This is a genomic window from Desulfotomaculum sp. OF05-3, from assembly GCF_003435535.1.
GTDB lineage: Bacteria > Bacillota > Clostridia > Lachnospirales > Lachnospiraceae > Pilosibacter > Pilosibacter fragilis.
The window spans coordinates 24,466-51,063 of the sequence record NZ_QWGO01000009.1; the positions used below are offsets into that span (position 1 = coordinate 24,466).

The following is a 26,598-nucleotide window of genomic DNA, read 5'->3' on the forward strand; positions in this document are numbered from 1 at the left end:
TATTATGGTAACTGTTCAGTATCCTCACAGTCACATATTATGATCATAATAATTCTTGAAAGAAGGTGTTCTCCATGATATCCGACATCCGAGTTTTTCTCTGCGACGATGACCACCTCCGATTCTTTGGTGAAGGTCCCTGCCGTCTGCTCCATCTGATCGAGGAGACCGGTTCGCTGCGGGCGGCGGCGATGTCTATGGGGATGGCGTATACGAAGGCACTTGCCATCATGAGGCGAGCCGAAAAGAATCTCGGTTTTCCGCTCACGGCCCGCCGGATCGGCGGAAAAGGCGGCGGAGGAAGTGTCCTGACGCCGAAAGCAAAGGAGTTTTTACATGACTATGAAACCTACCGTGACGCCTGTATTCAGAGCAGCCGCGAACTCTATACTCAGATCTTTTCTAAATATGCAGATGGGGGAGAAGACGGGGAATAAATTTGTGTCTGAAACAGCGGCAGCTGCAGGTATTCATAAAAAACGGCATTTGGTCATAACTGGCAGCCGGGGAATCGGGAAGAGCACGCTGCTGAGAGAAATTCTGGCACTGCCGTACTTTTCTGATTTAGGACCATTTCCAGGATTTACAACGCAGGCGTTTCCGCGCGACCGTGTGGAATTGACAGATAATCTTACTGGTGAAACTGCGAGAATCGGATCCTACCATCCACCTAAGTCCTTCGCTGTTCCAAATTTCCCTGCAGATAGTTTTGTACAAAAAGCTTGTACTGCTGATTCTGCGCATCCTGATGCTCAACGATCCGGCAACCAAATGACACCGGCTATGGATGGCTTCCTTGGGCTCGGCATCACTTCTATAACCCGCTCCATTGAGTCCGCTTCCCAATGGGCGGTAATCGACGAACTCGGCTATCTGGAAAGCTCCTGCCCGGAATTCTGCGATGCTGTTTTCCGTCTTTTTGACCAGAAACAGGTCATCGCTGTTCTCCGCAGCCAATCCACACCGTTTCTCGATGCACTGCGGGCACGGAACGACGTGTTCCTTTACGACCTGGATCATCCGCTTCTGCCCATCGGATGCGTGATCATGGCGTCCGGGCTTGGAAAAAGATTTGGTTCCAATAAACTTATGGCAGATTTCAATGGAAAGCCAATGATCTACCGGATCTTATCCGCCACCGACGGTGCACTTTTTGCTGCCCGGATCGTTGTGACGAGATCCAGGGAAGTTGAAGCATTTTGTCGAGAGCGAAAGATTCCGGTCCTTCTGCATGCAATGCCCTACAGAAATCACACGGTCCTTCTTGGACTGTCTGCCTTATTGAAGGAATATCCGGAACTTGCGGGGTGTATGTTTGCGCTGGGGGATCAGCCGCTGTTAACAAAAGAGACACTTGAAGCTATGGTAATAACATTTTCGCAGTATTATCAAACTGCCTCTCCGATTTTCCGCCTGGCAGCTATCGCTGAGGATGATTCTATAATTCCTGGAAACCCAATTCTTTTCGGGAACCGATATTTTGAGGAGCTTCTCACACTCCCGGACAATCACGGCGGCAATGTTCTGCTGAAAAAATATCCCGACGTTGTCCGGTATTTCCCCGCAGGTGATCCTCTGGAACTCGCTGACGCGGACACCCCGGCAGAACTGGAGCAACTAAAAAAAGCGGAATTTAACCGATAAGCGACACCTCGGTATCGCCCGGATAAATTCCGCTTTTTTATTAACCCTGCGCACAGATTTCTTATCAAAAAATTTTCAACGTACTTGATCGGGTCATTTTAACGATTTCAAGTATTTTATAATCGTTCAGCGCAAATCCCATCATTTTTTATCATTTGGAAGCACAATATTCAACAAAATCGCAACCATAGCCGCCGGAACAATTCCGGAGCCGCCGAAGATCAGCTGGATCGCCTGCGGGGTCTGAGCTAAGATTGCCGTGTTCGCTCCCATTCCATAACCAACTCCAAGCGCTACAGAAACGATAGTCAGGTTCTTCGCTGTCATCTTCTCCTTTGTGACCAGCTGGATTCCGCTGATCACGATGGATGAGAACATCATAACGGCTGCGCCGCCGAGAACAGCCTGCGGCATAATAGAAACGATGGCGCCCAGCTTCGGAACAAGACCGCAGAGGATCAGGAATACTGCGCCTGTCGCGAGAGCGGTACGGTTCACTACTTTTGTCATCGTAACCAGTCCGACGTTCTGGCTGAAGGAGGTATTCGGAAGAATTCCAAACAGTGCCGCGAAAGAAGATCCGATACCGTCGCAGATCACGCCGCCGGAAAGCTCCTTGTCTGTCGCCTCACGGTTCATTCCGCCTTCAATAACACCGGAGATATCTCCGACCGTCTCAACAGCCGTTACGATAAACATGATGAGGATCGGCGCGATGGCACGGGCATCAAACACCGGCTTCACCGGAAGAAATTCCGGAATGCTGATCCAGCTTGCCTGGGCGACTTTATCCCAGTTCAGTACCCATGCTTTCGTGTACTCGGCTCCGTCTGCCGTGATTCCCGTTGTCGGAAGAACCAGGCTCATAACAAATGCCGCAATATATCCCGCAATGATTCCGATGAGAATTGCGGAGTTGCTTGCCATTCCGTTGGTCCAGTGTTTCACAGTAAGGATCACCACAAGGACAAAGATCGCCAGGAGAAGGTTCTCCATAGAGCCAAAGTCCTTCGCGCCGCTTCCGCCGCCGAAAGAATTGATCCCTACGGAGATCAGGGACAGTCCGATGGACAATACAACCGTTCCCGTTACAACTGCCGGGAAAAATTTACGCAGCGGCTTGATAAAGAATCCGAGAACACTCTCAAAAAGACCGCCGAGAATTGACGCTCCCATGATCGCGCCATAGGTGGCGAGTCCGCCGCCCATAGTGTCCGCCACACTCTTGAAAACTCCGATAAAACCGGAGCTGGTTCCCATGATGATCGGAACTTTACCTCCGATCGGACCGATCGCATAGAGCTGGACCAGAGTCACAACTCCCGCTACAAACATCGCGTTCTGTAAAAGACAGACCTGAAGATGGGCGAACTCCTCGCTTCCACTGATTCCGCATGCGCCGCAGATAATAAGAAGCGGGGTCAGGTTTCCGACAAACATCGCCAATACATGCTGGAGTCCAAGTGGAATCGCACGTTTCAACGGCATTTTTCCATAGAAATCATACATCGCCTGATCCGTTATCTTTTCTTTTCCCATACGTTTTTCTCCCCTGATGTAAATTTTTTCAGCTGCCTGTGTATGTACAGCCGTAATTTTCCACTGTCCCATCTGAATTCCGGCACGATTGCCATCGACAGGTTCACTTATTAACAGTGATTATTTTTTGTACCGTCATTATAAGCAAAAAAAGACAGCATGTAAATATGCTGTCGAAAATTTATATGTTCTTTTTTCGTTCTGGATCGTCAGTGCCGGATGCCTCCGCTGCAGCATGCAGGCTTTTCAGTTCGGAAATCCTTATCTATGTGGAGTAACGAGATCAGGACTCTTCCCCCTCATTGGCTTCTTCCATGGTGACGACAGCCTGGGATCTTTCATCCGTATAATGGATCCGCAGAACTGCCTGAGGCCAGTTGAGCTGGATATGAGCGGTCTTGTTCTGCTCGGCTCCGGCTTTTTCGATAAGTTCAATGAGTTCTTTCAGAACCTCACGGGTCAGGTAGCCGCCGCGCCAGTGGAATGTAAGTGTTTTATTCTTCTTTGCAGTCTGCAGGGAGCGCTTGTAAACTTCCTCCGTCTTTGTGAAGGAAAGTTTTTTCTCTTTATAGTAAAAGTGATCACCGTCCGTACAGGCCGGGGCGGGGGCGATCAACGGCTCATGGTCGCGGAAGACCGCCTTATCGTCCAGATTGAAGTAGTCGTAGCGGATCTCACCGCCGGTCTCAACGCATTTTCCAAGGCTGTTGTCGAAGGTGGCATCCAGGTGATAGCAAGTCTTACCGATCTTCACGATATTCCATGTATGGCGGTACTTGATCCCTTTTTCCGGATTGTTTCCGCATAAGGCGATCATACACCAGATTCCAAGCGCGTCGCAGAGGATCTTGACCGACTTTGCGATCCCCTCGCAGACGCCGACACCATGACCCAACGGTCCGATAATTTCATGGGAATAGGGCTTTTTCAGTTTATCGTAGTGGATATTCTCACAGATAAAATCGTGGATATACTTTTCCTTTTCCAGCTCCGGGAGCTTTGCCGCCGGTCTTGCGAGCTTTTCCACCCGGGCATTCATGGCTTTCTGGTGGTCTTTGATTTTGCTCTTCTCAAAAAGGTATTCCGGGATGAAGATCAGATTCGGGGAATCCGCGAAATACCGGTATTTAAAGCTGGACACCCAGAAAATCTCCGGGTGGTCAAGGCGGAGCTCAAAAAAAATATCGCTTAAGGCGTGACCGTCGATCCGGGGGATCTGGAAAGAGTCAGCAAGGCTTAACAGTCCCTGCTGCATGGCACGGTAAACAGCCTGTCGCTCTTTGTCCATGTGATTATAATAAAATGGTTCCATGATAGTTGTGATCCTTTCAAATCTCTAAAAATTTACCCGACTCAGTATAACGTATTTGTAAATGCTTTTCCAGTTAAATTCTGCGGAAAAACATTAACTGTACAATCGTTGTAAGGTTTAATATTTTTGTGCGCCAGTGCGTCAACGCAGAATTGGCTCGTGCGTCCGCGCAAAGCGAAAGAAGACCGCCCATCACCAGCACAACACTGACAACAGGCGGTCTTCACATATTCATATTTTATTCCCCGCACTCTCCAGCAGCTGCCCGATCTTCGAAACAAACAGATCGAACGCAACATCGTTCTTTCCGCTGTTGATAACGATATCGGCGAGAGCCCTCGTGGGCTCTACATACATGTAGTGCATGGGTTTTACGGTTGTTAAGTACTGAGTGATGATTCCTTTCAGGTCGCGGCCGCGCTCCTCTACGTCGCGGACGATGCGGCGGAGGATCCGCTCGTCAGCGTCGGCTTCCACATAGACTTTGATGTCCAGGAGGCTGCGGATCCGCTCGTCGGCGAGAAGCAGGATGCCCTCAACGAGGATGATCGGTCTCGGCTCGATCTTGATGATCTCGCTGGATCGGTTGTGCTGGCTGTAGTCGTAGACCGGACACTCGATGGTCTTTCCGGCTTTCAGCTCCTTTAGGTGCTCCACCAAAAGATCTGTCTCCAGGGAATCCGGATGGTCATAGTTGACCTTCACACGCTGCTCAAACGGGATCCCGTCCTGTCTGCGGTAATAGTTGTCGTGGTAGATCACGACAACATCATCCCCGAAGTACTGCCTGAGCCTGTTCGTAAATGTCGATTTTCCTGAGCCAGCCCCCCCGGCAATTCCGATAATAATAGGTTCCATATCGATTACCTCGTAAGTCCAAATTCTTCCGGCATGAATCTCGGACAGATATTCTCTGTCGTGCAGATCACCGTTGCCGCAAGTCTTGTGCCGATTCTGCATGCCTCCTGCAGCGTCTTGCCGTAGGTAAGTCCGATGCAGACGCCGGAAAAGAACGCATCCCCGGCTCCCGTCGTGTCCACGATATCTACCTTACGTCCCGGATAAATTCCGGTGTGCCCGTCCGAATCAACAAAGACAGATCCGTCTCCTCCCATGGTGACCACCATGCGGGAGATCTTGGCGGAACGGATCCGGTCCGGAAGAATTGCCGCTAACTCTGCCGGAGTCATATGGTCATAGTCTTCCGAGAACAGGATTCCCGCCTCCTGCTGATTGCACACAAAACATGCAGTTCTGCGGATAAAATCTCTTCTCTCCACAGCGATCGTCATATTGGATACAAGCGCATAGACCTCTTTGTGATACTTTTCCGCATACATGAAGGTCTTTTTCACGATCTCCTTGTCTGTATCGATCTCGATCGCAATGCTGTCCGCATCCTTAAAGATCTCGTCCCCATGCTCATCTAAGATCTGCTCGATGGGCTTGTGGTCCGGTCTCTTTGAGATGGATGCCACCACGTCTCCCTCATGATCAAAGACGGCCAGCCAGGTTCCCATGCCGTCCTTGACCTTCTTCATATACTTCGTTTCGACTTTATGGCGTTTCAGCTTCTGGATCACATCGTCTCCCATGGCGTTGTCATCCACCGCACTGATAAATGTCGGTTTCAGCTCGATATTTGCGATGTTCTCCGCCACGTTTCTCGCAACGCCGCCGTGGATCTGGATCACAGTTCCGGCATTTCTTCCCTGCGGAATATAAGGGGACAGGGAATACCCCTTAATATCTATAAACACATCTCCGATTACTACAATTCCCATCGTAATTCTCCTTTATCTATGTCCTTTATCTCTGACCTTTATCCTGTTGGGTCATTTGGGATATGATCCTTTGTGGTGTAATCTTAACACATGTTAAAATGCGTGGCAAGAGTCAGTTCTGTCATGATCTTCTCTCTTGAGGTCATATCCAAAAAAGATCCTGACCGGAGGCATTGCTGCTTCCAGACAGGATCTTTCTTCTATATAAAATAAGATTCCGTGTAACTGTTCAGTACCCTCACAGTTACGATTCAGTTACTTGTTCTCAATATCCATGATCATATCAACACGTCTCTGATGACGTCCGCCCTCGAAGCTTGCGCCAAGCCACTCGTCAACGATCATCTTTGCCAGTTCGCTTCCAACGACGCGTGCCCCAAACGCGAGGATGTTGGAGTTGTTGTGCATTCTGGAAAGCTTTGCTGTGTACGGCTCGCTGCAGACGCATGCGCGGATGCCTTTTACCTTGTTTGCTGCCAGGGAGATACCAACGCCTGTTCCGCAGATAGCGATTCCGAGGTCTGCCTCTCCGTCAGCGACAGCACGGCCGACTTTCTCACCATATACCGGATAGTCACAGCTCTCTGTGGAGTCGGTGCCGAGGTTTAATACTTCGTAGCCTTTGCTCTCAAGATGCTCTTTGATGATGTTCTTCAGCTCTACTGCAGAATGGTCATTTGCGATTGCGATTTTCATTTCTTTCTTCTCCTATGATTGTGATAGTGTAACCGGAAATTATTTTGCCAGTTTTATAATATGATGTTGGGGTCAAAAGGTATTTTGACCCCTATGATACCGGATTGCTCCGTACTTCGTACTCCCGCAATCATCAAAAACATTCATAATTCGCTCATTTTTCTGCGAAAAATGGCTACTTATTCATGTTTTTGGCGGGTCCCAAGGTCAAAAATTCTCCTGCAAGCAAGCTTGCGTCGAACTTCTGACCTTTTGACCCTGGTATCATAATATTTTGAATCCGTCCAGAAAACTGTCCGGCTTCATGCGAATATTTAATTATCGCCGTCATCCGCATTCTCAACCTGAAAGAATATCTGGATCAGGTCGAGTCTGGATGTCATGGACACTAAGAGCATGTCCATAGCGGTGATAGCGGCCATGGATTCCACCACAACGACAGCTCTCGGAACAACCACCGGGTCGTGGCGCCCGTGGATCACGAGATCGATATTCGCGCCGTCCTTTGTGACGGTCTCCTGGGACTTTGCGATAGACGGGGTCGGTTTGAAGGCCGCCCGGAATACCACATCGCTCCCGTCGCTGATTCCTCCGAGAACGCCGCCAGCATGGTTCGTCTCCTTTACGATCTTGTCCCCGTCCATTCGGAACTCATCGTTATTCTCAGATCCGCATGCCTTTGTTGCGGCAAAACCGTCACCGATCTCAAAGCCCTTGACGGCACCGATGGAGAGGATTGCCTTTGCGAGGTTCGCGTCCAGCTTCTCAAATACCGGCTCGCCGAGGCCTGCCGGAAGACCGGAGATCACGCACTCGACGACACCGCCGACGGAGTCGCATTCCGCGATCTTCTGGTCAAGATAATCCTCTGCTGCCTTTGCTGCCTCCGCATCCGGAAGACAGAAGCGGTTATTCTGGATCTCAGCGAGATCCATCCGCTCCGGGGAGACTTCCACCGGTCCGATAGACTTCGCGTATGCGGTCACGGAGATATTCAACTGTTTTAAGAACTTCTCTGCGATGGCACCTGCTGCGACGCGGCCGATGGTCTCCCGGGCGGAGGAACGTCCGCCGCCGCGGTAGTCGCGGAACCCGTATTTTTCCTCAAAGGTATAATCCGCATGACCCGGGCGGAAACAGGAAGCGATATTGGAGTAATCCCTGGATCTCTGGTCCGTGTTCCGGACGATCATGGAGATCGGTGTTCCTGTAGTCTTTCCCTCGAAGACACCGGAGAGGATCTCGACCTCATCGCCCTCTTTTCTCTGGGTCGTAAAGCGGCTCTGGCCAGGTTTTCTGCGGTCTAAGAGCTTCTGGATATCGGATTCGTCCAGTGGAAGACCCGCCGGGCAGCCGTCGACGACAACTCCGATGGCCTTCCCGTGGGATTCTCCCCAGGTCGTTACTTTAAATATTGTGCCGATGGTAGAACCTGCTGCCATGTTATGTTAATCTCCAATCTTTACAATTTCACAGCAGTTTGGCTCATTGACCGTAATGCTGCGGTCGCTCATGACGAGAAGACCTTTTTCATAGTCGATCTTAAAGAAGGAAATACTTCCCTCGTGGTTGATGGATGCCAGATGCTTTCCGTCCGGGAAGATCGCGATGTCCTTCGGGTAATCACCGCTGATCGGGAGACAGAAGCGCATTGTCAGCATGCCGGTCTCATCATCGCGGTCGTACATGGATACCGTATTGTCTCCGGCGTTGCTGCAGAATAAGTGCTTCTCATCCGGGGAGAGGTGCATCGCGCAGGCTGCGGTCAGCTGGTTCGGCTTGCTTCCTGTAGAAGGAATCGTCTGGATCTTCTCCACGATCGGAACGCGCTCACCCTCCTTATAAGAATAAACCTCGATCATATTTTTCAGCTCATAGAGAACATAGAAGAAACGTCCGTCGGAGCTGAACATAAAGTATTTCGGAGCGGATTCCAGCTCGCAGCGGATCGTGTCCACGAGAGTGATCTTTCCGTCCTTGTGGTCGAAACGGTAGACCTTGATCTGGTCGATTCCAAGGTCCGCCACCATTAAGAAACGCTCGTCCGGAGTCAGGCGGCTGCAGCTCACATGCGGGCGGAAGCTGCGCTCCGCAACGGATCCGAGACCCTTGTGGAAAACGCCGTCGGCGATCTGGCCCACGGCGCCGTCCTTATTCAGGTTGAGGACCGTGATCTTTCCGTCATGGAAACCGGAGATAAAGATATAGTCGTCGGCTTTGCTTGTTGAGAGATGGCATCCGCGCATGCCCCTGATATTTGCGCTGTTTAAGCGGGCAAGGCTTCCGTTCGAAAGAACGCGGAACGCCACAACACCCTCATCGGCGATGGAGTAGAGGATCTGTCCGTTCTGGGACGCTTTCAGATAGGAAGAATTATCGACCTCCACTTCGCAGCGGTAGATGAATTTTCCAGCCTCAACATCCACATCATATACAGTGATTCCCTTTGCCTTTCCCGTGTAGGAATAAGACCCCACATAGGCCATGTATTTTCCAGTCATAGGTAATTTCCCCTTTACTTTCAATTCTCCGAAAATGCCTCGTCCGGCAGCGTTTCGGAATTTCATAGATATGCTCATTTTATCATAATCTGCCACGTTTGTTAATCGAAATCTGAAAAACTCCGGGAATCGTATGAAAGAAAAAACATACCTCAGATTTTATTTCGAAACGGGGTCGGAAATCTATTGACAGAACATGGAAATCATGAGTAAATATACAAGATGAAATTCTTGTCGCACAGTCATTTTTTGTGCTGTTCTGCGTCGAAAGACAGCAGGACGTTTGAATATTTTTACATTCAGGAGGAAAAAAGAATGGAGCATCCGCTCATTGATTTGTCCCATATTTGGAAGAGCTATGACGGCGATCTGATCCTTGATGATCTGAGCCTTTCTGTAAAGGAAAATTCCTTTGTGACACTGCTCGGTCCGAGCGGCTGTGGAAAGACCACAACTTTAAGGATCATCGGTGGATTCGAAAAACCTGACAAAGGCCAGGTGATCTTTGACGGCGAAGATATCACAAACACACCGCCGAATAAACGCCAGTTAAATACAGTTTTCCAGAAGTACGCCCTATTCACCCACATGAGCATTGCGGAGAACATCGCGTTCGGTCTGAAGATCAAAGGCAAATCAAAGAGCTATATTGACGATAAGATCAAGTATGCGCTGAAGCTCGTAAACCTGGACGGTTTCGAGAACCGCAGCGTGGATTCCCTGAGCGGCGGCCAGCAGCAGCGGATCGCCATTGCCCGCGCCATCGTAAACGAACCGAAGCTTCTTCTTCTCGATGAGCCGCTCGGAGCCCTCGACTTAAAGCTCCGCCAGGACATGCAGTACGAGCTGATCCGGCTGAAGAATGAGCTGGGAATCACCTTTATATACGTCACCCATGACCAGGAAGAGGCACTGACCATGTCTGACACCATCATCGTCATGAATCAGGGCTATATCCAGCAGATGGGAACCCCGGAGCAGATCTACAACGAGCCGGAGAACGCCTTCGTCGCGGACTTTATCGGCGAGAGCAATATCGTGGGCGGTACGATGATCCACGACGAGCTTGTTGAAATCTTCGGCGCGAAGTTTGCCTGCGTGGATAAGGGATTCGGAAACAATAAACCCGTGGACGTTGTGATCCGACCGGAGGACATCGACCTTGTGAAGCCGGAGGACGGCACGCTTCAAGGCGTTGTCACGCACCTGATCTTCAAGGGCGTCCACTACGAGATGGAGGTTACGACCCCGGACGGCTACGAGTGGCTGGTCCACAGCACGGACATGTTCCCGGTCGGACAGAAGGTCGGCATTCATGTGGATCCCTTCGATATCCAAATCATGAACAAGCCGGAGTCCGAGGACGAGGAGGCCGTTGGAGTCAATGAATAGAAAAGCATCCAGATTTCTGGCTTATCCTTATATGATATGGATGACAGGATTTACGGTGATCCCTCTGCTCATGGTATTCTGCTATGGATTGACGGACCGCAGCGGGGCATTCACCCTGGCAAACATCCTGGCCATCAGTTCCTCTGAGCATCTGAAGGCTCTCTGGCTCTCCCTGGCGCTCGCGGGAGTCAGCACCGTGATCTGCCTCCTTCTGGCGTATCCGCTGGCGCTGATCTTAAGAAAACGCCATATCGGAAAAGGCAGCTTCGTGGTATTCATCTTCATTCTCCCGATGTGGATGAACTTTCTCTTAAGAACCATGGCATGGCAGACACTCCTCGAGAAGAACGGCGTGATCAACACCTTCCTCACGATCCTGCATCTGCCGAACATTGCGATCATCAACACACCGGCGGCCATCATCCTCGGCATGGTCTACAACTTCCTGCCGTTTATGGTACTGCCGATCTACAATACCCTTGCGAAGATCGATGACAACGTGATCAACGCGGCCAGGGACCTGGGGGCGGACAATTACCAGACGCTCACAAAGATCCTGCTTCCACTAAGCGTTCCTGGAATCGTCAGCGGAATCACGATGGTATTCGTGCCCGCGCTCACCACCTTCGTGATCTCGAACCTCCTGGGCGGCAGCAAGATCCTGCTCATCGGAAACGTCATCGAGCAGGAATTTACAAAGGGAAGCAACTGGAACCTCGGCGCCGGACTTTCCATCGTGCTCATGGTATTCATCCTTCTCAGCATGACCATGATCGCAAAATACGATAAGGATGGGGAGGGATCTGCATTCTGATGAAAACCGCAAGAGAAAGATTTAAGAAATTTATTGAGGATTTCTATCTGGTGCTGGTACTGGTCTTTCTGTACGCGCCGATCCTCGTCATGATGGTCCTGTCCTTCAACAGCTCGAAATCGAGATCCCAGTGGGGCGGATTCACCTTAAAATGGTACACACAGATGTTTGAGAGCGCCACGATCATGGATGCCCTCTATAATACGTTACTGATCGCGTTCCTGTCGGCGCTTATCGCAACGATCCTCGGAACAGCGGCGGCCATCGGTCTCTCCGCGATGAAGAAGCTTCCGCGGACGATCTGCATGGGACTCAACAATATCCCGATGCTAAACTCCGATATCGTGACAGGGATCTCCCTGATGCTGATGTTCATCGCCTTCGGGATCTCCCTGGGCTTCAAGACGATCCTGTTCGCCCATATCACCTTCAACGTGCCCTATGTGATGCTGAGCGTCATGCCGAAGCTTAAGCAGACGAGCCGGAACACCTACGAGGCGGCCATGGACCTGGGCGCCGGTCCGTTACAGGCATTTTTCAAGGTAGTGTTCCCGGATATTATGCCTGGTGTGTTATCGGGCTTTTTGATGGCGTTTACGATGTCTCTCGACGACTTTATCATCACCCACTTTACGAGGGGCGCCGGGATCAATACACTTTCCACCCTGATCTACAGTGAGGTGCGCCGCGGCATCAAGCCGTCCATGTACGCCCTGTCCACCGTGATCTTCGTGACGATCCTCGCGCTGCTTCTCATCACGAACTTTGCCCCGGCAAAACCGCAGGCGAAGGCGGGAGCCGGAAGCTTCGGTCCGAACGCGGTACCGGATAAGGAAAAGAAGCCGTTGTGGAACGGAAAGACAGCCATCGTGCTGGCGTCCTTCCTGATCGTGGGAAGCGTCTGCTATACAAGCTATCTTCACTTTACGTCATCCCACTCCAACGAACTCTATGTTTACAACTGGGGGGAGTATATTGATGAGAGTGTTATCGATGAGTTTGAGGCAGAGACCGGAATTCATGTGACGTATGACCTCTTTGAGACAAACGAGGAGATGTATCCGGTCATCGAGGCAGGAGCAGTCAGCTACGACGCGGTATGTCCGTCGGATTACATGATCCAGAAGATGGTGGAGAACGGACTTCTCGCCGAGATCAACTTTGAGAATGTACCGAATATTGCGAATATCGATCCGGTCTACCTTGAAAAATCAAAGGCGTTTGATCCGGAGAACCGCTATTCTGTCCCGTATACATGGGGAACGGTCGGAATTATCTACAATGTCCAGAAGCTGGAAGAGCTTGGAGTCCCTGCGCCGACAAAGTGGTCGGATCTCTGGGATGAAAGATTAAAGGGCGAGATCCTGATGCAGGACAGCGTCCGCGACGCGTTTATGGTTGCATTAAAGGAACTTGGATATTCCATGAACACCACAGACGTAGGAGAGCTGGAGGAGGCGAAGAAGCTTCTCCTGGCGCAGAAGCCGTTAGTACAGGCATATGTTGTGGACCAGGTCCGCGATAAGATGTTAAACGGCGAGGCGGCGGTAGGTGTTATCTACTCCGGTGAGCTGTTATACCTCCAGGAAGAGGCGGAGACACTGGATCTCGATTATGATCTTGAGTACGTTCTTCCTAAAGAGGGGACAAACTTGTGGATCGATTCCTGGGTCATCCCGGACAACGCGAAGAATAAGGAGAACGCGGAGAAGTGGATCAACTTCCTCTGCCGCCCGGATATCGCGGTGAAGAACTTCGAGTACATCACCTACGCAACCCCGAACAAGGCAGCGTTCGAGATCCTGGATCCGGAATATCAGGAAAATAAATCTGTATTCCCGGATACAGATGAGCTGGAGAATTCTGAGGTCTACAGTTATCTTGGAACCGAGGCGGATGATCTCTATAATGCACTCTGGAAGGAAGTTAAATCACAGTAATATAGGAAAGGAAACGGGAATCCGGCAGAAACAAACTCTGCCGGGTTCCCGTTTTTGATTTCTATAGTTCCACATTTTACATCAATACTGCCCTTATCTCCGGTTCGCCTTCTCCACATGCACGCTCTTACCTTTGATCTTCACATGGTTCATTGCGTCCATAACGATATCGGCCTGCTCCTTCGGAACTTCCACGAAGGTATATTTGTCATACATATCGATACTTCCAACGAGACGGCCCGGAATTCCGGATTCACCGGCGATGGCTCCTAAGATATCGCCCGGCTTCACGTTCTGGTTCTTTCCGAGGTTGATGAACAGTCTTGTCATGCCGCCTCTGGCGTTCTTTCTGTCCATGTACTCCTCGTCATCGCCTCTCTGGCGTCTGCGTCCGTTTCTTCCGCGGTCATTTCTTCCGCCGCGTCGGTCGAGATCGTCAAGGTCACGGAGCGGTCTTCCCTCATCCGCGATGTCCTCGTAATCGTCGCCCATGGCCATCTTCAGGAACGCTGCCGCAAGCTCTAAGGAAGTGTAATCCTCAGCAAGAAGACGCTTCTCGATAATATCTGTCATGCGCTCTAAATTGCTGTCGTCACCGATATGCTGCTGAACATCATCTAAGATCTTCTCTGCCTTGATCGCAGTCACATCATCTAAGGACGGGATCGGCTGCGGAACGATTTTTGTCTTGCAGAATCTCTGGATGTCGCGGAGCTTGTAGACCTCGCTTCCCACCGCAAGGCTGAATGCGCGTCCTTCTCTTCCGGCACGTCCGGTACGTCCGATACGGTGTACATAGTACTCGTCATCCTGCGGAATATCGTAGTTAAATACGGCTTCCACATCGTCAACGTCGATACCTCTCGCCGCAACGTCCGTCGCAACAAGGATCTCGGTAGCGCCATTTCGGAAGCTTCCCATTACACGGTCACGCTGCTCCTGCTTTAAGTCTCCGTGAAGACCTTCCGCAAAGTATCCGCGGCCCTGGAGTGCCTGCACCAGCTCATCCACCTGCTTTTTCGTGTTACAGAACGCAACGGAGAGCTTCGGGGAATAGAGATCCAGCAGACGGCACATAACTTCCACTTTATTTCTCGGTTTTACTTCATAATAATACTGGGTCACCTTCGGAACCGTCAGTTCCTTCTTTACGACCTGAACCATCTTCGGGTCCTTCTGGAACTTCTGGGCAATCTGGGCGATCGCGTGAGGCATTGTCGCGGAGAACATTACGGTCTGGCGCTCCTCAGGAAGCTCACCTAGGATCGTCTCCATGTCCTCGAGGAATCCCATGTTCAGCATCTCGTCCGCCTCATCGAGAACCACCGTGTGGATCGCGTCGGTGCGGATCGTCTTTCTTCTCATATGATCCATCACACGTCCCGGGGTTCCAACGATGATCTGGACACCGCCCTTTAAGGAGCGGATCTGTTTTACGATCTCCTGTCCGCCGTAGACCGGGAGGATCTTGATCCCGGACATGTATTTCGCAAGGCGGCGAAGCTCTTCCGCTACCTGGATCGCAAGTTCTCTCGTCGGGCAGAGGATCATTGCCTGTGTCTTTCTGTTTTCCGGGTCCATCTTCATGAGAAGCGGAATTCCAAAAGCTGCGGTCTTACCGGTTCCGGTCTGCGCCTGGCCGATCATGTCATGGCCTTCCATCTCAACCGGGATCGCCTGGGCCTGGATCGGGGACGCCGCCTCAAATCCCATATCTGTAACTGCGCGGAGGATCCGCGGGTCTAAATTAAGTTCGTCAAATCTGATTGTTTCCATTCAATATCCTTTCTATGTTGTCTGCATAACAATTCCATGCCAGGATACATTCATTCGACGACTCCTACGGACTCCCAGATCTCTATACCGGTCACAGAATTCTATATACAATACTGACGGCTCGTTAATATTTCAAGCCATACAGGGTGCAAATGTAAAATATCTTATAACATAGGGAGGAAAAAGTCAAGCGACGATGTCTAAAAAAACGGAAGGGCAGGTACTTTTTTAAGTACCACGCCCTTCCGGGGTGTATGTTAATTTAAACCAGTATCAAGCCTCTTTTTTGTGGTAGCACAGATATCCAAACGCCGCCGCAACGCCCACCGAGTAGATCACGAAGGTGCAGGCAAACGGAAGCTTCGCATTCACAGAGTAGATAAATCCCGCTGTCAGGGAACCCGCAATACTTCCCAATGACTGGGTCGCGTTGAAGAATCCCATGACGAGGTTCTTCTGCTCCGGCGATGCCTGGTCTGCCACCATGTTCTGGAGAACCGGGACGCTGACGGAATAGCCAGCGTAAACAAGGATACTGAACAGGATGAAGATTCCGATCTTCACGGATATCAATGTTCCGATGGAAGCCAGCGCACAGAACGCTGTGAGAACCACCATAGACTTTTTGACGTTCGTCTTCTTGATGATCCAGATACAGAGGCTCATGTTCGCGATAAAGGATACGAAACCGACGCCCGCCTTGATGATTCCGTTGTAGGAGGAAGTCAGGCCCAGCTGTGCCTTTAAGTAGTAGTTAAAAGCCTGGTCGAAACCGGTATTTCCGAAGTTGATAAAGATGTTGATCGCAAACAGGAACACGAAAGCCATGCACATGAAATTCCTGCTGTCGATGAACGCCTGGAATGGGTTCGCTTCCTTCATGAGCTGCTTTGCCGGAATATCCTTTAAATTCGCCGTGCTGTCCGGTTCACAGATAAGGAAGAAAGCAATTGCCACCGCGATCAGGGTTCCCGCCTGGACTAAGAACGCCAGACGCACGGAAAACTCGCCTAAAAATCCGCCTATCATGTAGCCGAAAGCGCTGGCCACGCTCTTGATCGTTGCACTGTATGTCAGGTATTTCCCCTGGTCTTCCGGGTCTGACTTGTTTACGATATAGGTCAGAAAGCTTACAAAGATACCGCCGGTGAAGAGTCCCGCGAACATTCTCGCGAGAATGATCATGAGTTCCGTCGTAGCGTAGGCAAACCATACCTGGGCCACACCGTATCCCAGACAACAGATCAATAAGGAAAGCCTTGAAGAAATATAGTTATTGATCTTACCCCAGAACGGAGATAACAGGAAGTTTGTGATCAGCATAACTGCTAACGCCACTCCAAACATGTAGTCGTGGAGCTGCAGCTCCTGAATTACCGTCGGTGTGACCGGGTGGGCAAAGTTGGCTGCCAGGTTAAATACGATCATGGCAGTGAAAAAGGCAGCAAATCTCAATTTGTACTTCATAAGCGTTGTCTTCCTTTGTCTTAATTTTCAGTTCCAGACTTCTGTCATTCTTCACGTCCCACTGAAACTGTTTCGTTTTTTTCGCATTTTGCTTTATTTTTGCAGAAAATTCACATAATTCAAGTTTAAACTTATATCCGCTGAATGTCAAGCGCAAACAACCGTATGTTCTCTGTAACACTTTATCAGGATTTTTCTCCCCGCAGCAAAGGCACACCCCAAACATCAGGATGTGCCTATTACTCTTAGCTTTCGGTTTCTATTTTCCCGGCATCTCTGCCATAATTTCCGCCATCTCTTTTAATCCTGTAAACACAGCATCCGGCACCGTGTCAGCGTTCTCCAGATCACCGGCCTTCGTCTCCCCGGAGAGCACCAGAATCCCGTGGGCTCCATTTGCCACGCCGGTCTTCACATCAGTATAGAGACGGTCTCCCACAAAGGATATCTTCTCCCGCTCGCTTCCCGTGAGTGTCAGCACCATATCCACAGTTTCCTTAAATGGTTTTCCCACATACTTCGGCTGCCTTCCCGTAGACAGTGAGATTGCCGCACACATAGCACCACAATCCGGGATAAATCCATCCCGCGTCGGACAGTTGATATCCAGATGTGTTGCCAGGAATACTGCCCCGCTCCGGATGTAGGTACAGGCCCTCTCTAACTTCTCGTAGGTCAGAGTCATATCAAATCCGATGACCACAACATCCGGCATATCCTTTGTGAGGAGAATGCCGTTCTCCCGGAAATTTTCCTCCAGGTCCGGGGTTCCAACTAAGTAAACCCTTTTTCCCGGATAATACATTTTCAGATATTCGATCATCACATCGCCGGATGTAATGATCTGATCCCGGCGGATATGGCAGTCCATTTTCGCCAGCTTATCAATATAGGTCCTCGGAGATTTCGAGGAATTATTTGTAAAAAATACATACCGCTTTCCGAGACGTTCCACCTGTCTTAAAAATTCCAGGGATCCGTCCAGGATCTGCGTGTCCAGATAGAAGGTTCCGTCCATGTCCAGGACGAAAAGCTCTGTCTCCTCCAAAAGTTTTTTTCTGTCCATCTTCCCTTTCTCCCTGCCTTATACCTTGAACCGGTATCCGACACCCCAGATCGTCTCGATATACTGGGGTTTCGCGGTATTCATCTCGATCTTCTCGCGGATCTTCTTGATGTGGACTGTAACGGTCGCAATATCACCGATGGATTCCATGTCCCAGATCTTGGAAAACAGCTCTTCCTTCGTGAAGACGTGGTTCGGGTTCTGGGCTAAGAACGCCAAAAGGTCAAATTCTTTTGTCGTAAAGTTCTTCTCCTCGCCGTTTACATAGACGCGGCGGGCTGTCTTATCGATTTTTAAACCGCGGATCTCGATGATATCGTTCACCGGGGTTCCGCTTCCGATGAGTCTCTCGTAGCGGGACAGGTGGGCCTTGACTCTCGCCACCATCTCGCTCGGGCTGAACGGCTTTGTAATATAGTCGTCAGCACCGAGACCAAGGCCGCGGATCTTATCGATATCGTCTTTCTTTGCGGAGATCATGATCACCGGTGTGTTTTTCGTCTCTCGGATCTTCTTACAGATCTCAAATCCGTCCACTCCCGGCAGCATAAGATCCAGGATAAAGAGGTCGAACTCCTCCGAAATCGCCCGCTTTAAACCGGCTTCTCCGTCATTTTCTATCTCAACCTCGAAACCGGACAGTTCCAGATAATCCTTTTCGAGTTCTGCAATACTCTCCTCATCTTCTACGATCAGAATTTTGCTCATATAAGTTCCTCCTGTTATGGGTATTATATTTTACTGCTGCGTGTCCCCCGCGATCTTTCTGAGCACAAAGTGGATCTCTGTTCCGATTCCCAACTTGCTGGTGACCCAGATCTTTCCGCCATGGTCCTCGATGATCTTCTTTACGATGGAAAGACCGATGCCGCTGCCGCCCTTGCTGGAATTTCTCGAGGAATCCGTCCGGTAGAAGCGGTCGAAAATATACGGAAGCTCTTTCTGTCCGATGCCCTTTCCGTTGTCCTCGATCTCCACCTGGACAAAGTCACCCACATCCAGGATCCGGATATTGATGATCCCATTCTTTTTATCCATGTATTTTAAGGAATTTCCGATGATGTTGTTGATGACGCGCTTCATCTGCTCCGCGTCGGCGATCACCATCACGTCCTCATCTACAAAGTTAAAATAGCCAAGCTCGATTCCTCTCGCCTCGAGTTCCAGTCCTACTTCCTCCACACAGTCGCGGAAGTAGTTTGCCACATTGATCTTCGAGAAGGTATACGGGATCTTATTTGTGTCGATCTTTGAGTAGAATGTCAGCTCGTTGATCAGACGGTCCATATCGTTCGCCTTGTTGTAGATCGTCCGGATATATTTATCCCGCTTCTCCGGCGAGGACGCAACACCTTCCATAAGACCTTCCGCGTAGCCCTTGATGGCTGTGATCGGGGTCTTTAAATCGTGGGAGATGTTGCTGATCAGCTCCTTGCTCTCCTTATCATACTGGATCTTTTCTTCCGTCGATTCTTTCAGACGGATCCTCATTTCCTCGAAGTTCTGGCAGAGCTGCCCGATTTCATCATCGTCCTCCACATCGAGAGTGAAGTCCAGATTTCCGTCGCGGATCTGTTTCGTTGCCTCCTGAAGCTTTCCGATCGGCCATAAGATCGACCGGTAGACCCAGGCTGTCAACATACCGCCAGTGATAAAAAGGATCAGCACACTGCTGAAGAACATCTCTGTGATCATGGATTTTACCTCCGGGATCACATCCACAACGTTTGTCACAAGGTAGACCGCGATCCGGCTCCCATCTGCCAGTTCAAATTCTCTCTGTTTGATCAGATGTTCCGTATTTTTATCCAGATAATTGCCCCAGGAATCAGAGTCATTGATCTCCGCATAGTCCGATATCTCTCTCTCCAGGCTCGATGCTGTCTCGTCGTTTCCTATATAGATCAGTTTTCCATCCTTCGTCACCATCAGAAAGGAGTGTTTTTCAGTCATCCGGGCGTTCAAGTCGCCCAGATACGACTGGTCCGTGAAAATCTCCGGATCCTTCGCGATCTTTTCTTCGATCTCCTTCTGAATGCTCTCAGTCAGGTGGCTGAATACCCGGATCGACGCGCCGGCAGAGAGATCCACCTGGCCAACGTCGTAGGTCTCCCGGAACACCCGGTTCTGATAGGAACTGAGTCCTAAAATCGAGATATAGATCAAAAAGATCGGTACCACCGTGATCGTCAGAAATGTGATAAGTAATTTTGTACGTATTTTCATGAGCGGCTGCGCGCTCCCTTCTTATTTTTGTCCGCCAGTCTGAGAGGACATACCGGCTTTCTGATTGCTCCGCACTACGTGCTCCTACGTCTGTGCCCCGCACCGGCCAGTGCAAAGCGATCCGGTATCCGATGGGGCAAAGGATCCTTTGACCCCAACAGCATATGATAAGTATAACACAACTCTTGTGGGTAATTTATAAAAGTATTCTAAAAAAGAATGTGCCTTGGCACATTCTCGCGCCTCGCGCGGTCGCTTGCGACAGTCTACATCTTCGCGCGAGTGCGCATTTTGGGCACGTCAGTGCCTTTTTATGTAACAGGGAATTCCTCGGAATTTCCTGTTACATAAAAAAGCGGCGCAGTTTCCTGACCTTTCCGGAAACTGCGCCGCAGCTTTTCGATCATTTCTGTCCCTGAACATTCATGATCGTTCTATTCTTTTTCTCTATTACAGATACTTCTTTAAATCCTCAACCTTGTCAAGCTTCTCCCACGGAAGATCGATATCTGTTCTTCCGAAGTGACCGTATGCTGCGGTCTGCTTGTAGATCGGACGGCGGAGATCAAGCATCTTGATGATCCCTGCCGGGCGGAGATCGAAGTTCTCACGGATGATCTCGACTAACTTCTCGTCGGATACCTTTCCGGTTCCCTCTGTCTCAACCATGATGGAGGTCGGATGAGCCACACCAATCGCGTAGGAGAGCTGGATCTCGCACTGGTCAGCAAGGCCTGCCGCTACGATGTTCTTTGCAACGTAACGCGCTGCGTATGCTGCGGAACGGTCTACCTTTGTGCAGTCCTTTCCCGAGAAAGCTCCGCCGCCGTGACGGGCATACCCGCCGTAGGTGTCAACGATGATCTTTCTTCCGGTCAGTCCGCTGTCTCCATGCGGTCCACCGATCACGAAGCGTCCGGTCGGGTTGATGAAGAACTTTGTATCTGCGTCTACCATCTCCTGCGGAAGGATCTCATCAAATACATATTTCTTGATGTCCTCATGGATCTGCTCCTGAGTCACATTCTCATCATGCTGTGTGGAAAGAACGACTGCGTCAAGGCGGAACGGCTTTCCGTTCTCATCGTACTCAACTGTAACCTGGGTCTTTCCGTCCGGTCTCAGGTACGGAAGAGTTCCGTTCTTTCTGACCTCGGTGAGACGTCTTGCAAGCTTATGCGCAAGAGCGATCGGATACGGCATGTACTCCGGGGTCTCGTTTGTAGCGAAACCGAACATCATACCCTGATCACCAGCACCGATCGCATCCAGCTCATCGTCTGTCATGTTGTTCTCTTTCGCTTCAAGCGCCTTGTCAACACCCATAGCGATATCGCTGGACTGCTCGTCGATTGCAGTGAGAACACCGCAGGTATCACAGTCGAAACCATATTTTGCACGGTCATAGCCGATCTCACGGACGGTCTCGCGGACGATCTTCTGGATATCCACATATGCCTTTGTTGTGATCTCGCCCATTACCATAACAAGACCTGTTGTTGTGCATGTCTCACATGCAACACGGCTCATCGGATCCTGTTCCATTAACGCGTCGAGGATCGCGTCGGAGATCGCGTCGCACATTTTGTCCGGATGTCCTTCAGTTACGGACTCGGAAGTAAATAATCTCTTTTCCATTGTAACTCCTTTCAAGTTATAGGCAGGCCGCACCTGCACCCGCAGTTACGGCAAAACAAAAGTCCGCTCAATGCTAAGCGGACTTGACGACTTTACACTGGTCAAATCCTCTTATTGCTCGATTTACTCGCTCAGGTTGGCACCTTCCTGCCCTCTCGCAAACGCGATTAACAGGGGTTGCCGTGACTTCACCGGTCCTATGTACCTCCATCACTCTGAATAAGGGATATTGCGAACTTTTTAAATTTATTGTTCCGTAAGCCACCTGAAAAATGACCTACGGATGGTATCTTATACGATTCATACGGGAATGTCAAGCGGCAATCACAAAAAAACTCGAAAATCCGTTACAGTTCAGCCATTACATCTTCTTGTTTTCATATTCATGAAAACAAGAAGCTTGGTGGTTCGAATTCTTATCAGCCGACTCTCAGTCTGAATTTCTGTGCTTCCTTCTCGGAATCCACACGCTCGATCACTGCGCCGAGGGAGCGGAGTTTTTCCTCGAAGTTCTCGTATCCGCGCTCTACATAGCCAATCTCATCGACAGTGGTGTAGCCGTCAGCGGCCAGTCCCGCAAGGACAAGGGCTGCGCCTGCGCGGAGGTCCGGTGCTACGACCTGGGCACCTGTGAAGTTTCCGACACCGTCGACGATGGCAACGCTGCCTTCCACTTTGATGTTTGCTCCCATGCGGGAAAGCTCATCCACATATTTGAAGCGATTCTCGAAGATGCTCTCCGTCACCACGCTTGTTCCATCTGCCAGGGCAAGTGCCACCGTCATCTGAGGCTGCATATCGGTCGGGAAGCCCGGATACGGGAGTGTCTTAAAGTTCATGTGACGCTGTCTCGGTTTTCCGACTACGCGGATCTCCTCGTCGAACTCAACGACCTCACAGCCCATCTCGGTGAGCTTTGCGGAGATCGCCTCCAGATGCTTCGGGATCACATTTTTTACGGTAATATCACCGCGGGTGATCGCTGCGGCACACATAAATGTTCCGGCCTCGATCTGATCCGGGATGATCGAATAGTTTGTTCCGTGAAGACGTCTTACACCTTTGATACGGATCACATCCGTACCTGCGCCTTTAATGTTTGCGCCCATACTGTTTAAGAAGTTTGCGACATCAACAACATGCGGCTCTTTTGCCACGTTCTCAAGGATCGTCTCGCCTTCCGCCATCGTTGCGGCCATCATGATATTGATGGTAGCGCCGACAGAAACCACATCCAGATAGATATGGCTTGCCACAAGATCGATCGCGTGGGCCACAACAGCACCGCGGACGATCTTCACATCAGATCCCAGTGCACGGAATCCCTTTAAGTGCTGGTCGATCGGACGGCTTCCGATCGTACATCCGCCGGGAAGCGGAACCTCCGCACTCTTATATTTTCCAAGAAGCGCGCCGATAAAATAATATGACGCGCGGATTTTTCTCATATGCTCATCTTCCACGGTCACCGCGTGGATATTTTCCGCATTGATCTTTACAGTATGGCGGTCAATACGCTCAACCTTCGCTCCAAGATGGCTGATTGCCTCTAAAAGAGCATTGATATCGCTGACATCCGGGAGATTATCGATCACAACGTCATCATCGGTCATGATCGCCGCCGCTAAAATTCCCAGAGCCGCATTTTTTGCGCCGCTTATAGTTACTTCTCCTACAAGCGGATTTCCGCCCTTCATGATGTACTGTTCCATTACGCACCTCTATCTATATATCTAAAAAGGGACAGAGCTATCCCGCATTCGTCCCAGCTTGTTTTCGTTATGATTATAACATATCTGGGAAAAATGTAAAGTTTTTCTTAAGGAACGAAACCTATAGGGTTGGCACGCAGCATATGAAATCATACCCCGCTGCCCCAAGCATCTGGTTCGCCGTCTCCATGGACAGCACTTCTGTTGCCCCGCTCTCTGGATGATACACACGGACATGTGTCTGGTCATAGCCGGTCAGGTACATGGACGTTCCCTCTCCAGTGTAGGCTAACACCGGAATGTTCTGTCCCACAAAGTATAACACCTGGATGATCGTGCTGCCGGAGGCGTCCAGAAGGAAGGTTCCATCCTCCATCGTCTGGTTTATCTCAAAGGAATCGAGGTAGCGCTCCATCAGCCTTGACGCCGATGTGATATCCCTGATATAGGAAGCGCTCGCCCTGTTTCCGCGCACCCAGATGATCCGGTCACGTCCCGCTGTCACGAATCCCATACTGTTGTACGCCGTCTCCGCCGCGTCCGAGAACTCCACAAACCGTCCGAGGAATCTGCCCCGTCCGTAGGCGTAAAACTCTGTTTCCCTGCAGGCTGCTGTCGCGATCGGCTTTACAGTCTCTCTGCTCTCCGCAAGCTTCGGGGATGCCTGGCGGATCTTCTTTGCCGTCTCGATATCCCTGTCGAGCTGGACAAACAGGACCTGTCCTTTCTGATCCGACGCGTACCAGCCGATATCGTCGGCCTTTCCCGGAAGGATCTCCGCGTTGCAGACCAGCGTGTCCGCGGAATATGTCCCGAAGAATCCGTCCTTGCTTGTCACAGTCTTCATATGGATCCGGCTGTCATTCACAGACACCTCGCGGATCCAGGAACCTGGCTTCTCATAGTGCATCACGGACTTCATCTCCCTGTCCACGATATCGATGCTCTTTAAATAGACTCCCATTACACGGCCGTTGGACATCAGGTAATCCCCGCTGTCTCCGGTTCCGTAGATGCAGTCATTTCCGACAAAGCCGAAAATTCTTGATACGGACCCCGCCTGTCCGCCGAGCTGGGTCTTGTCCCCGGTGTCGAGATCCATGATCTGGATCGTCTGGGAATCCCAGATTCCTGTATTTTCCTGCCATGCCGCCCGGGAGTGATCCGCGCTGACCGCAAACTGGTTCTTTGTGAGACCGGAAGCAAGCGCCACATACTCCAGGCTCTTCAGATCGATCCCGTAGATTCCATGGTCCATATAGAAATAGAAGATTCCGTTCGTTCCGCGGTGTGCGAGGACGGAGAGATCGTCCTTCAGCTCCTCAAAAGGTTCCGTGGATGGAATAAAAAATTTCTCCTCCAGGGCATTCTGGTCCATCGCATAGTGATAGTAGGCGATTCCCGTGCTGCCCTCATGGGTTCCGCGGTTCATTCTTCCGTAGACGATAAAATCGATTCCGCCGTCCTCATCCACAGAAAGGATCTCGACGCCATGTTCCGGCACGTTGTCACGGATATCATCGGATGCCGCGCCGCCGAAGGCGAACACTCTGGCTCCAACATTCTCGCCACTGTCGTATGCCCACAGCTCCCGGCCTGTCACAAACGCTGTGTACTGGCCCCCAGCACTCTTTACGGCATGGACTCCGTCACCGTTTCCGATTCCCAGAATGATCCGTTTTCCAGAGAACAGATCGGAATCTCCTGTGAAGAGCTCCGTCATGGTCCTCTCGTAATCCATCATGTAGATTCGCTGGGATGCCCACTTCATTGTAAAGTTTTCTGTCACCTCGTAGGTTTCCGTCTTCTCGCCATCCTTCGCCGTCACATGGGTCGCGATCTCCACATTGGCGAGATTTCCGGACAGTTCCTTTAATTTCGTGTATGCCTCACCGGTCCGCTCCACGCCCAGAGAGCCCCATGTGAGCTGGGTGAAAGTGTCTTTTAACGTCACAGTTCCCAGTGCCGAACTGTTTGCGCTGGGGGATGTCTCCATATACATGGCCAGGCTCTGGGCATCGCTGTACTTGTATGTCTTTGAGGAAAACTCCTCCGCCAGTGCCAGCATCTCGTTCACATGGCCCTGGTCCTGCTCCACGATCCGCATGTAATACCAGGCCTCGGATCCGTCGGGAAGACTCGCGCAGACGCCGAGAAGATACTCTTTTCCTGTCTCAAGAAGATTCTGGATCAGAAGCTCTGCACTTACGGCATTTTCGCTGTCTCCATTTATGGCTGCATCAAGAGATGTGACCTGGGTGCGCTCGATCAGATTTTCTGTGTCGAGGCTGCGGATCTCATAGCGCAGTCCCTGGATCTTTGTCGTACCGGCAAACCGTACCTTGAGTTTCCGGTCTTCCGGAAGTACGATCAGGCTGCCGCGGTCTGCGGTCACACCGCGCTCCTCCGTCTGGCCGAACACCGGCGCCATCTCCCGGTCTCCCATCGTCGCATAGAGTACCGGAAATTTCGCTTTCTCCATCGCCGTGTACTCCGTGATTCCATGCTCTTCTTTCTTCCCAACTGGGTGTATAAAATAAACGATCACTGCCGCCACAAAAATAAGCAGCAGGATCATGACTTTCTTGCCGGTCTTCATCTTACTGTTCCTCGCTCTGTCTATCTGTCACTGCTCTGATTTTCCATTCTGTTTAAGATCCGTCTCCTGTAGATCTCATTTATAAACAGTACCTGTAAAAGATCCTGTCCTTCTTTACCACCTGCGGTCTCCTCCGGATGGCGCTGTCTCACTTTTGAAAGCTCCCGGTATAAGAATTCCCGGTCCGGGTATTCGTCATACATGGGACTTCCAGGGTATTCCAGAAGATCGCATGCCTCCTCCGCCAGGATCTGGTTCTGCTTTGCCGATGCCGGATAGAGACCTCGAAGATAATCTATCTCTGACCGGGATTCATTTCCGGTCAGCTCCGTTTTTCCGCTCTGCTCCTCTCTACGGTAAAGCATCCAGGGGACTTTCTTTGGCCCTTCGGACGAACAGGTCCTTTCTGGGTTAAAAATTCCGTAACCCTTTTTTACTTCCAGGGGATATCCCCGGTAAATCTTCTCCATAAAAACGTTCCCGCTCCTTTGC

21 protein-coding genes and 1 riboswitch are annotated in these 26,598 nt (G+C 50.7%); of the genes, 5 read left to right on the forward strand and 16 right to left on the reverse strand.

Features of this window, described 5'->3' with window-relative positions; all coding sequences use genetic code 11:
- The first annotated feature begins 74 nt into the window (after nt 1-74).
- Both DXA87_RS06685 and DXA87_RS06690 read left to right on the forward strand, forming a co-directional pair.
- Nucleotides 75-437 carry a LysR family transcriptional regulator gene (locus DXA87_RS06685; protein WP_117469180.1) on the forward strand — a complete coding sequence of 121 codons (363 nt, stop codon included), beginning with the start codon at nt 75-77 and terminating at the stop codon, nt 435-437.
- 334 nt (nt 438-771) lie between these two features.
- Nucleotides 772-1,644, forward strand: coding sequence for an NTP transferase domain-containing protein (locus tag DXA87_RS06690; protein WP_158553037.1), 873 nt, complete (start codon nt 772-774; stop codon nt 1,642-1,644).
- A gap of 141 nt (nt 1,645-1,785) precedes the next feature.
- On the opposite strand, the gene DXA87_RS06695 is transcribed toward DXA87_RS06690, so the two are convergent.
- From DXA87_RS06695 to DXA87_RS06725, 7 genes are all read right to left on the reverse strand, one after another.
- Nucleotides 1,786-3,183, reverse strand: coding sequence for a nucleobase:cation symporter-2 family protein (locus tag DXA87_RS06695; protein ID WP_117469178.1), 1,398 nt, complete (start codon nt 3,181-3,183; stop codon nt 1,786-1,788).
- Between the two features lie 283 nt (nt 3,184-3,466).
- On the reverse strand, nt 3,467-4,495 hold the full coding sequence (locus DXA87_RS06700; RefSeq protein WP_117483748.1) for a transglutaminase domain-containing protein: 1,029 nt from the start codon (nt 4,493-4,495) through the stop codon (nt 3,467-3,469).
- 231 nt (nt 4,496-4,726) lie between these two features.
- On the reverse strand, nt 4,727-5,353 hold the full coding sequence (udk, locus tag DXA87_RS06705) for a uridine kinase (protein WP_117503626.1): 627 nt from the start codon (nt 5,351-5,353) through the stop codon (nt 4,727-4,729).
- A 5-nt stretch (nt 5,354-5,358) separates the two neighbouring features.
- On the reverse strand, nt 5,359-6,279 hold the full coding sequence (locus DXA87_RS06710) for a PfkB family carbohydrate kinase (protein WP_117469175.1): 921 nt from the start codon (nt 6,277-6,279) through the stop codon (nt 5,359-5,361).
- Between the two features lie 255 nt (nt 6,280-6,534).
- A complete protein-coding gene (gene rpiB / locus DXA87_RS06715; RefSeq protein ID WP_015553253.1) occupies nt 6,535-6,975 on the reverse strand; it encodes a ribose 5-phosphate isomerase B in 441 nt (146 codons plus the stop codon).
- A 314-nt stretch (nt 6,976-7,289) separates the two neighbouring features.
- The gene (gene aroC, locus DXA87_RS06720; RefSeq protein ID WP_117503627.1) at nt 7,290-8,417 is read right to left on the reverse strand and encodes a chorismate synthase; all 1,128 of its coding nucleotides are present in this window, start codon (nt 8,415-8,417) and stop codon (nt 7,290-7,292) included.
- Nucleotides 8,418-8,423: 6 nt separating this feature from the next.
- A complete protein-coding gene (locus tag DXA87_RS06725; protein ID WP_117469173.1) occupies nt 8,424-9,476 on the reverse strand; it encodes a beta-propeller fold lactonase family protein in 1,053 nt (350 codons plus the stop codon).
- A 315-nt stretch (nt 9,477-9,791) separates the two neighbouring features.
- On the opposite strand from DXA87_RS06725, the gene DXA87_RS06730 reads away from it, so the two are divergent.
- From DXA87_RS06730 to DXA87_RS06740, 3 genes are read left to right on the forward strand one after another with little or no spacing between them, the layout of a single operon-like run.
- Nucleotides 9,792-10,868 (forward strand): ABC transporter ATP-binding protein, encoded by a 1,077-nt coding sequence (locus DXA87_RS06730; protein ID WP_117469143.1) that lies wholly within the window; start codon nt 9,792-9,794, stop codon nt 10,866-10,868.
- A complete protein-coding gene (locus DXA87_RS06735) occupies nt 10,861-11,682 on the forward strand; it encodes an ABC transporter permease (protein WP_117503628.1) in 822 nt (273 codons plus the stop codon). The genes DXA87_RS06730 and DXA87_RS06735 overlap by 8 nt, the downstream gene beginning before the upstream one ends.
- Nucleotides 11,682-13,622 carry an extracellular solute-binding protein gene (locus tag DXA87_RS06740; RefSeq protein ID WP_117471624.1) on the forward strand — a complete coding sequence of 647 codons (1,941 nt, stop codon included), beginning with the start codon at nt 11,682-11,684 and terminating at the stop codon, nt 13,620-13,622. The genes DXA87_RS06735 and DXA87_RS06740 overlap by 1 nt, the downstream gene beginning before the upstream one ends.
- A 93-nt stretch (nt 13,623-13,715) precedes the next feature.
- Here DXA87_RS06740 and DXA87_RS06745 read toward each other — a convergent pair whose 3' ends face one another.
- The 9 genes from DXA87_RS06745 to DXA87_RS06785 form a co-directional block, all read right to left on the reverse strand.
- Nucleotides 13,716-15,398 carry a DEAD/DEAH box helicase gene (locus tag DXA87_RS06745; protein ID WP_015553246.1) on the reverse strand — a complete coding sequence of 561 codons (1,683 nt, stop codon included), beginning with the start codon at nt 15,396-15,398 and terminating at the stop codon, nt 13,716-13,718.
- Nucleotides 15,399-15,671: 273 nt separating this feature from the next.
- A complete protein-coding gene (locus DXA87_RS06750; RefSeq protein ID WP_015553245.1) occupies nt 15,672-16,865 on the reverse strand; it encodes an MFS transporter in 1,194 nt (397 codons plus the stop codon).
- A gap of 259 nt (nt 16,866-17,124) precedes the next feature.
- A complete protein-coding gene (locus DXA87_RS06755; protein ID WP_117469140.1) occupies nt 17,125-17,931 on the reverse strand; it encodes an HAD-IIA family hydrolase in 807 nt (268 codons plus the stop codon).
- A gap of 18 nt (nt 17,932-17,949) precedes the next feature.
- Entirely contained in the window at nt 17,950-18,639 is a 690-nt protein-coding gene (locus tag DXA87_RS06760) for a response regulator transcription factor (RefSeq protein ID WP_015553243.1), read from the reverse strand.
- A gap of 30 nt (nt 18,640-18,669) precedes the next feature.
- Nucleotides 18,670-20,157, reverse strand: coding sequence for a HAMP domain-containing sensor histidine kinase (locus DXA87_RS06765; RefSeq protein WP_117483743.1), 1,488 nt, complete (start codon nt 20,155-20,157; stop codon nt 18,670-18,672).
- A 450-nt stretch (nt 20,158-20,607) separates the two neighbouring features.
- The gene (gene metK / locus DXA87_RS06770; RefSeq protein WP_015553232.1) at nt 20,608-21,795 is read right to left on the reverse strand and encodes a methionine adenosyltransferase; all 1,188 of its coding nucleotides are present in this window, start codon (nt 21,793-21,795) and stop codon (nt 20,608-20,610) included.
- 108 nt (nt 21,796-21,903) lie between these two features.
- A riboswitch (SAM riboswitch) is annotated at nt 21,904-22,021 on the reverse strand.
- 193 nt (nt 22,022-22,214) lie between these two features.
- On the reverse strand, nt 22,215-23,507 hold the full coding sequence (locus DXA87_RS06775) for a UDP-N-acetylglucosamine 1-carboxyvinyltransferase (protein WP_117503629.1): 1,293 nt from the start codon (nt 23,505-23,507) through the stop codon (nt 22,215-22,217).
- 121 nt (nt 23,508-23,628) lie between these two features.
- Nucleotides 23,629-26,106: a hypothetical protein gene (locus tag DXA87_RS06780; RefSeq protein WP_117503630.1), complete on the reverse strand. Its 2,478-nt coding sequence runs from the start codon at nt 26,104-26,106 to the stop codon at nt 23,629-23,631.
- A gap of 20 nt (nt 26,107-26,126) precedes the next feature.
- Nucleotides 26,127-26,471: a hypothetical protein gene (locus DXA87_RS06785; protein ID WP_133304035.1), complete on the reverse strand. Its 345-nt coding sequence runs from the start codon at nt 26,469-26,471 to the stop codon at nt 26,127-26,129.
- Nucleotides 26,472-26,598: the final 127 nt, after the last annotated feature.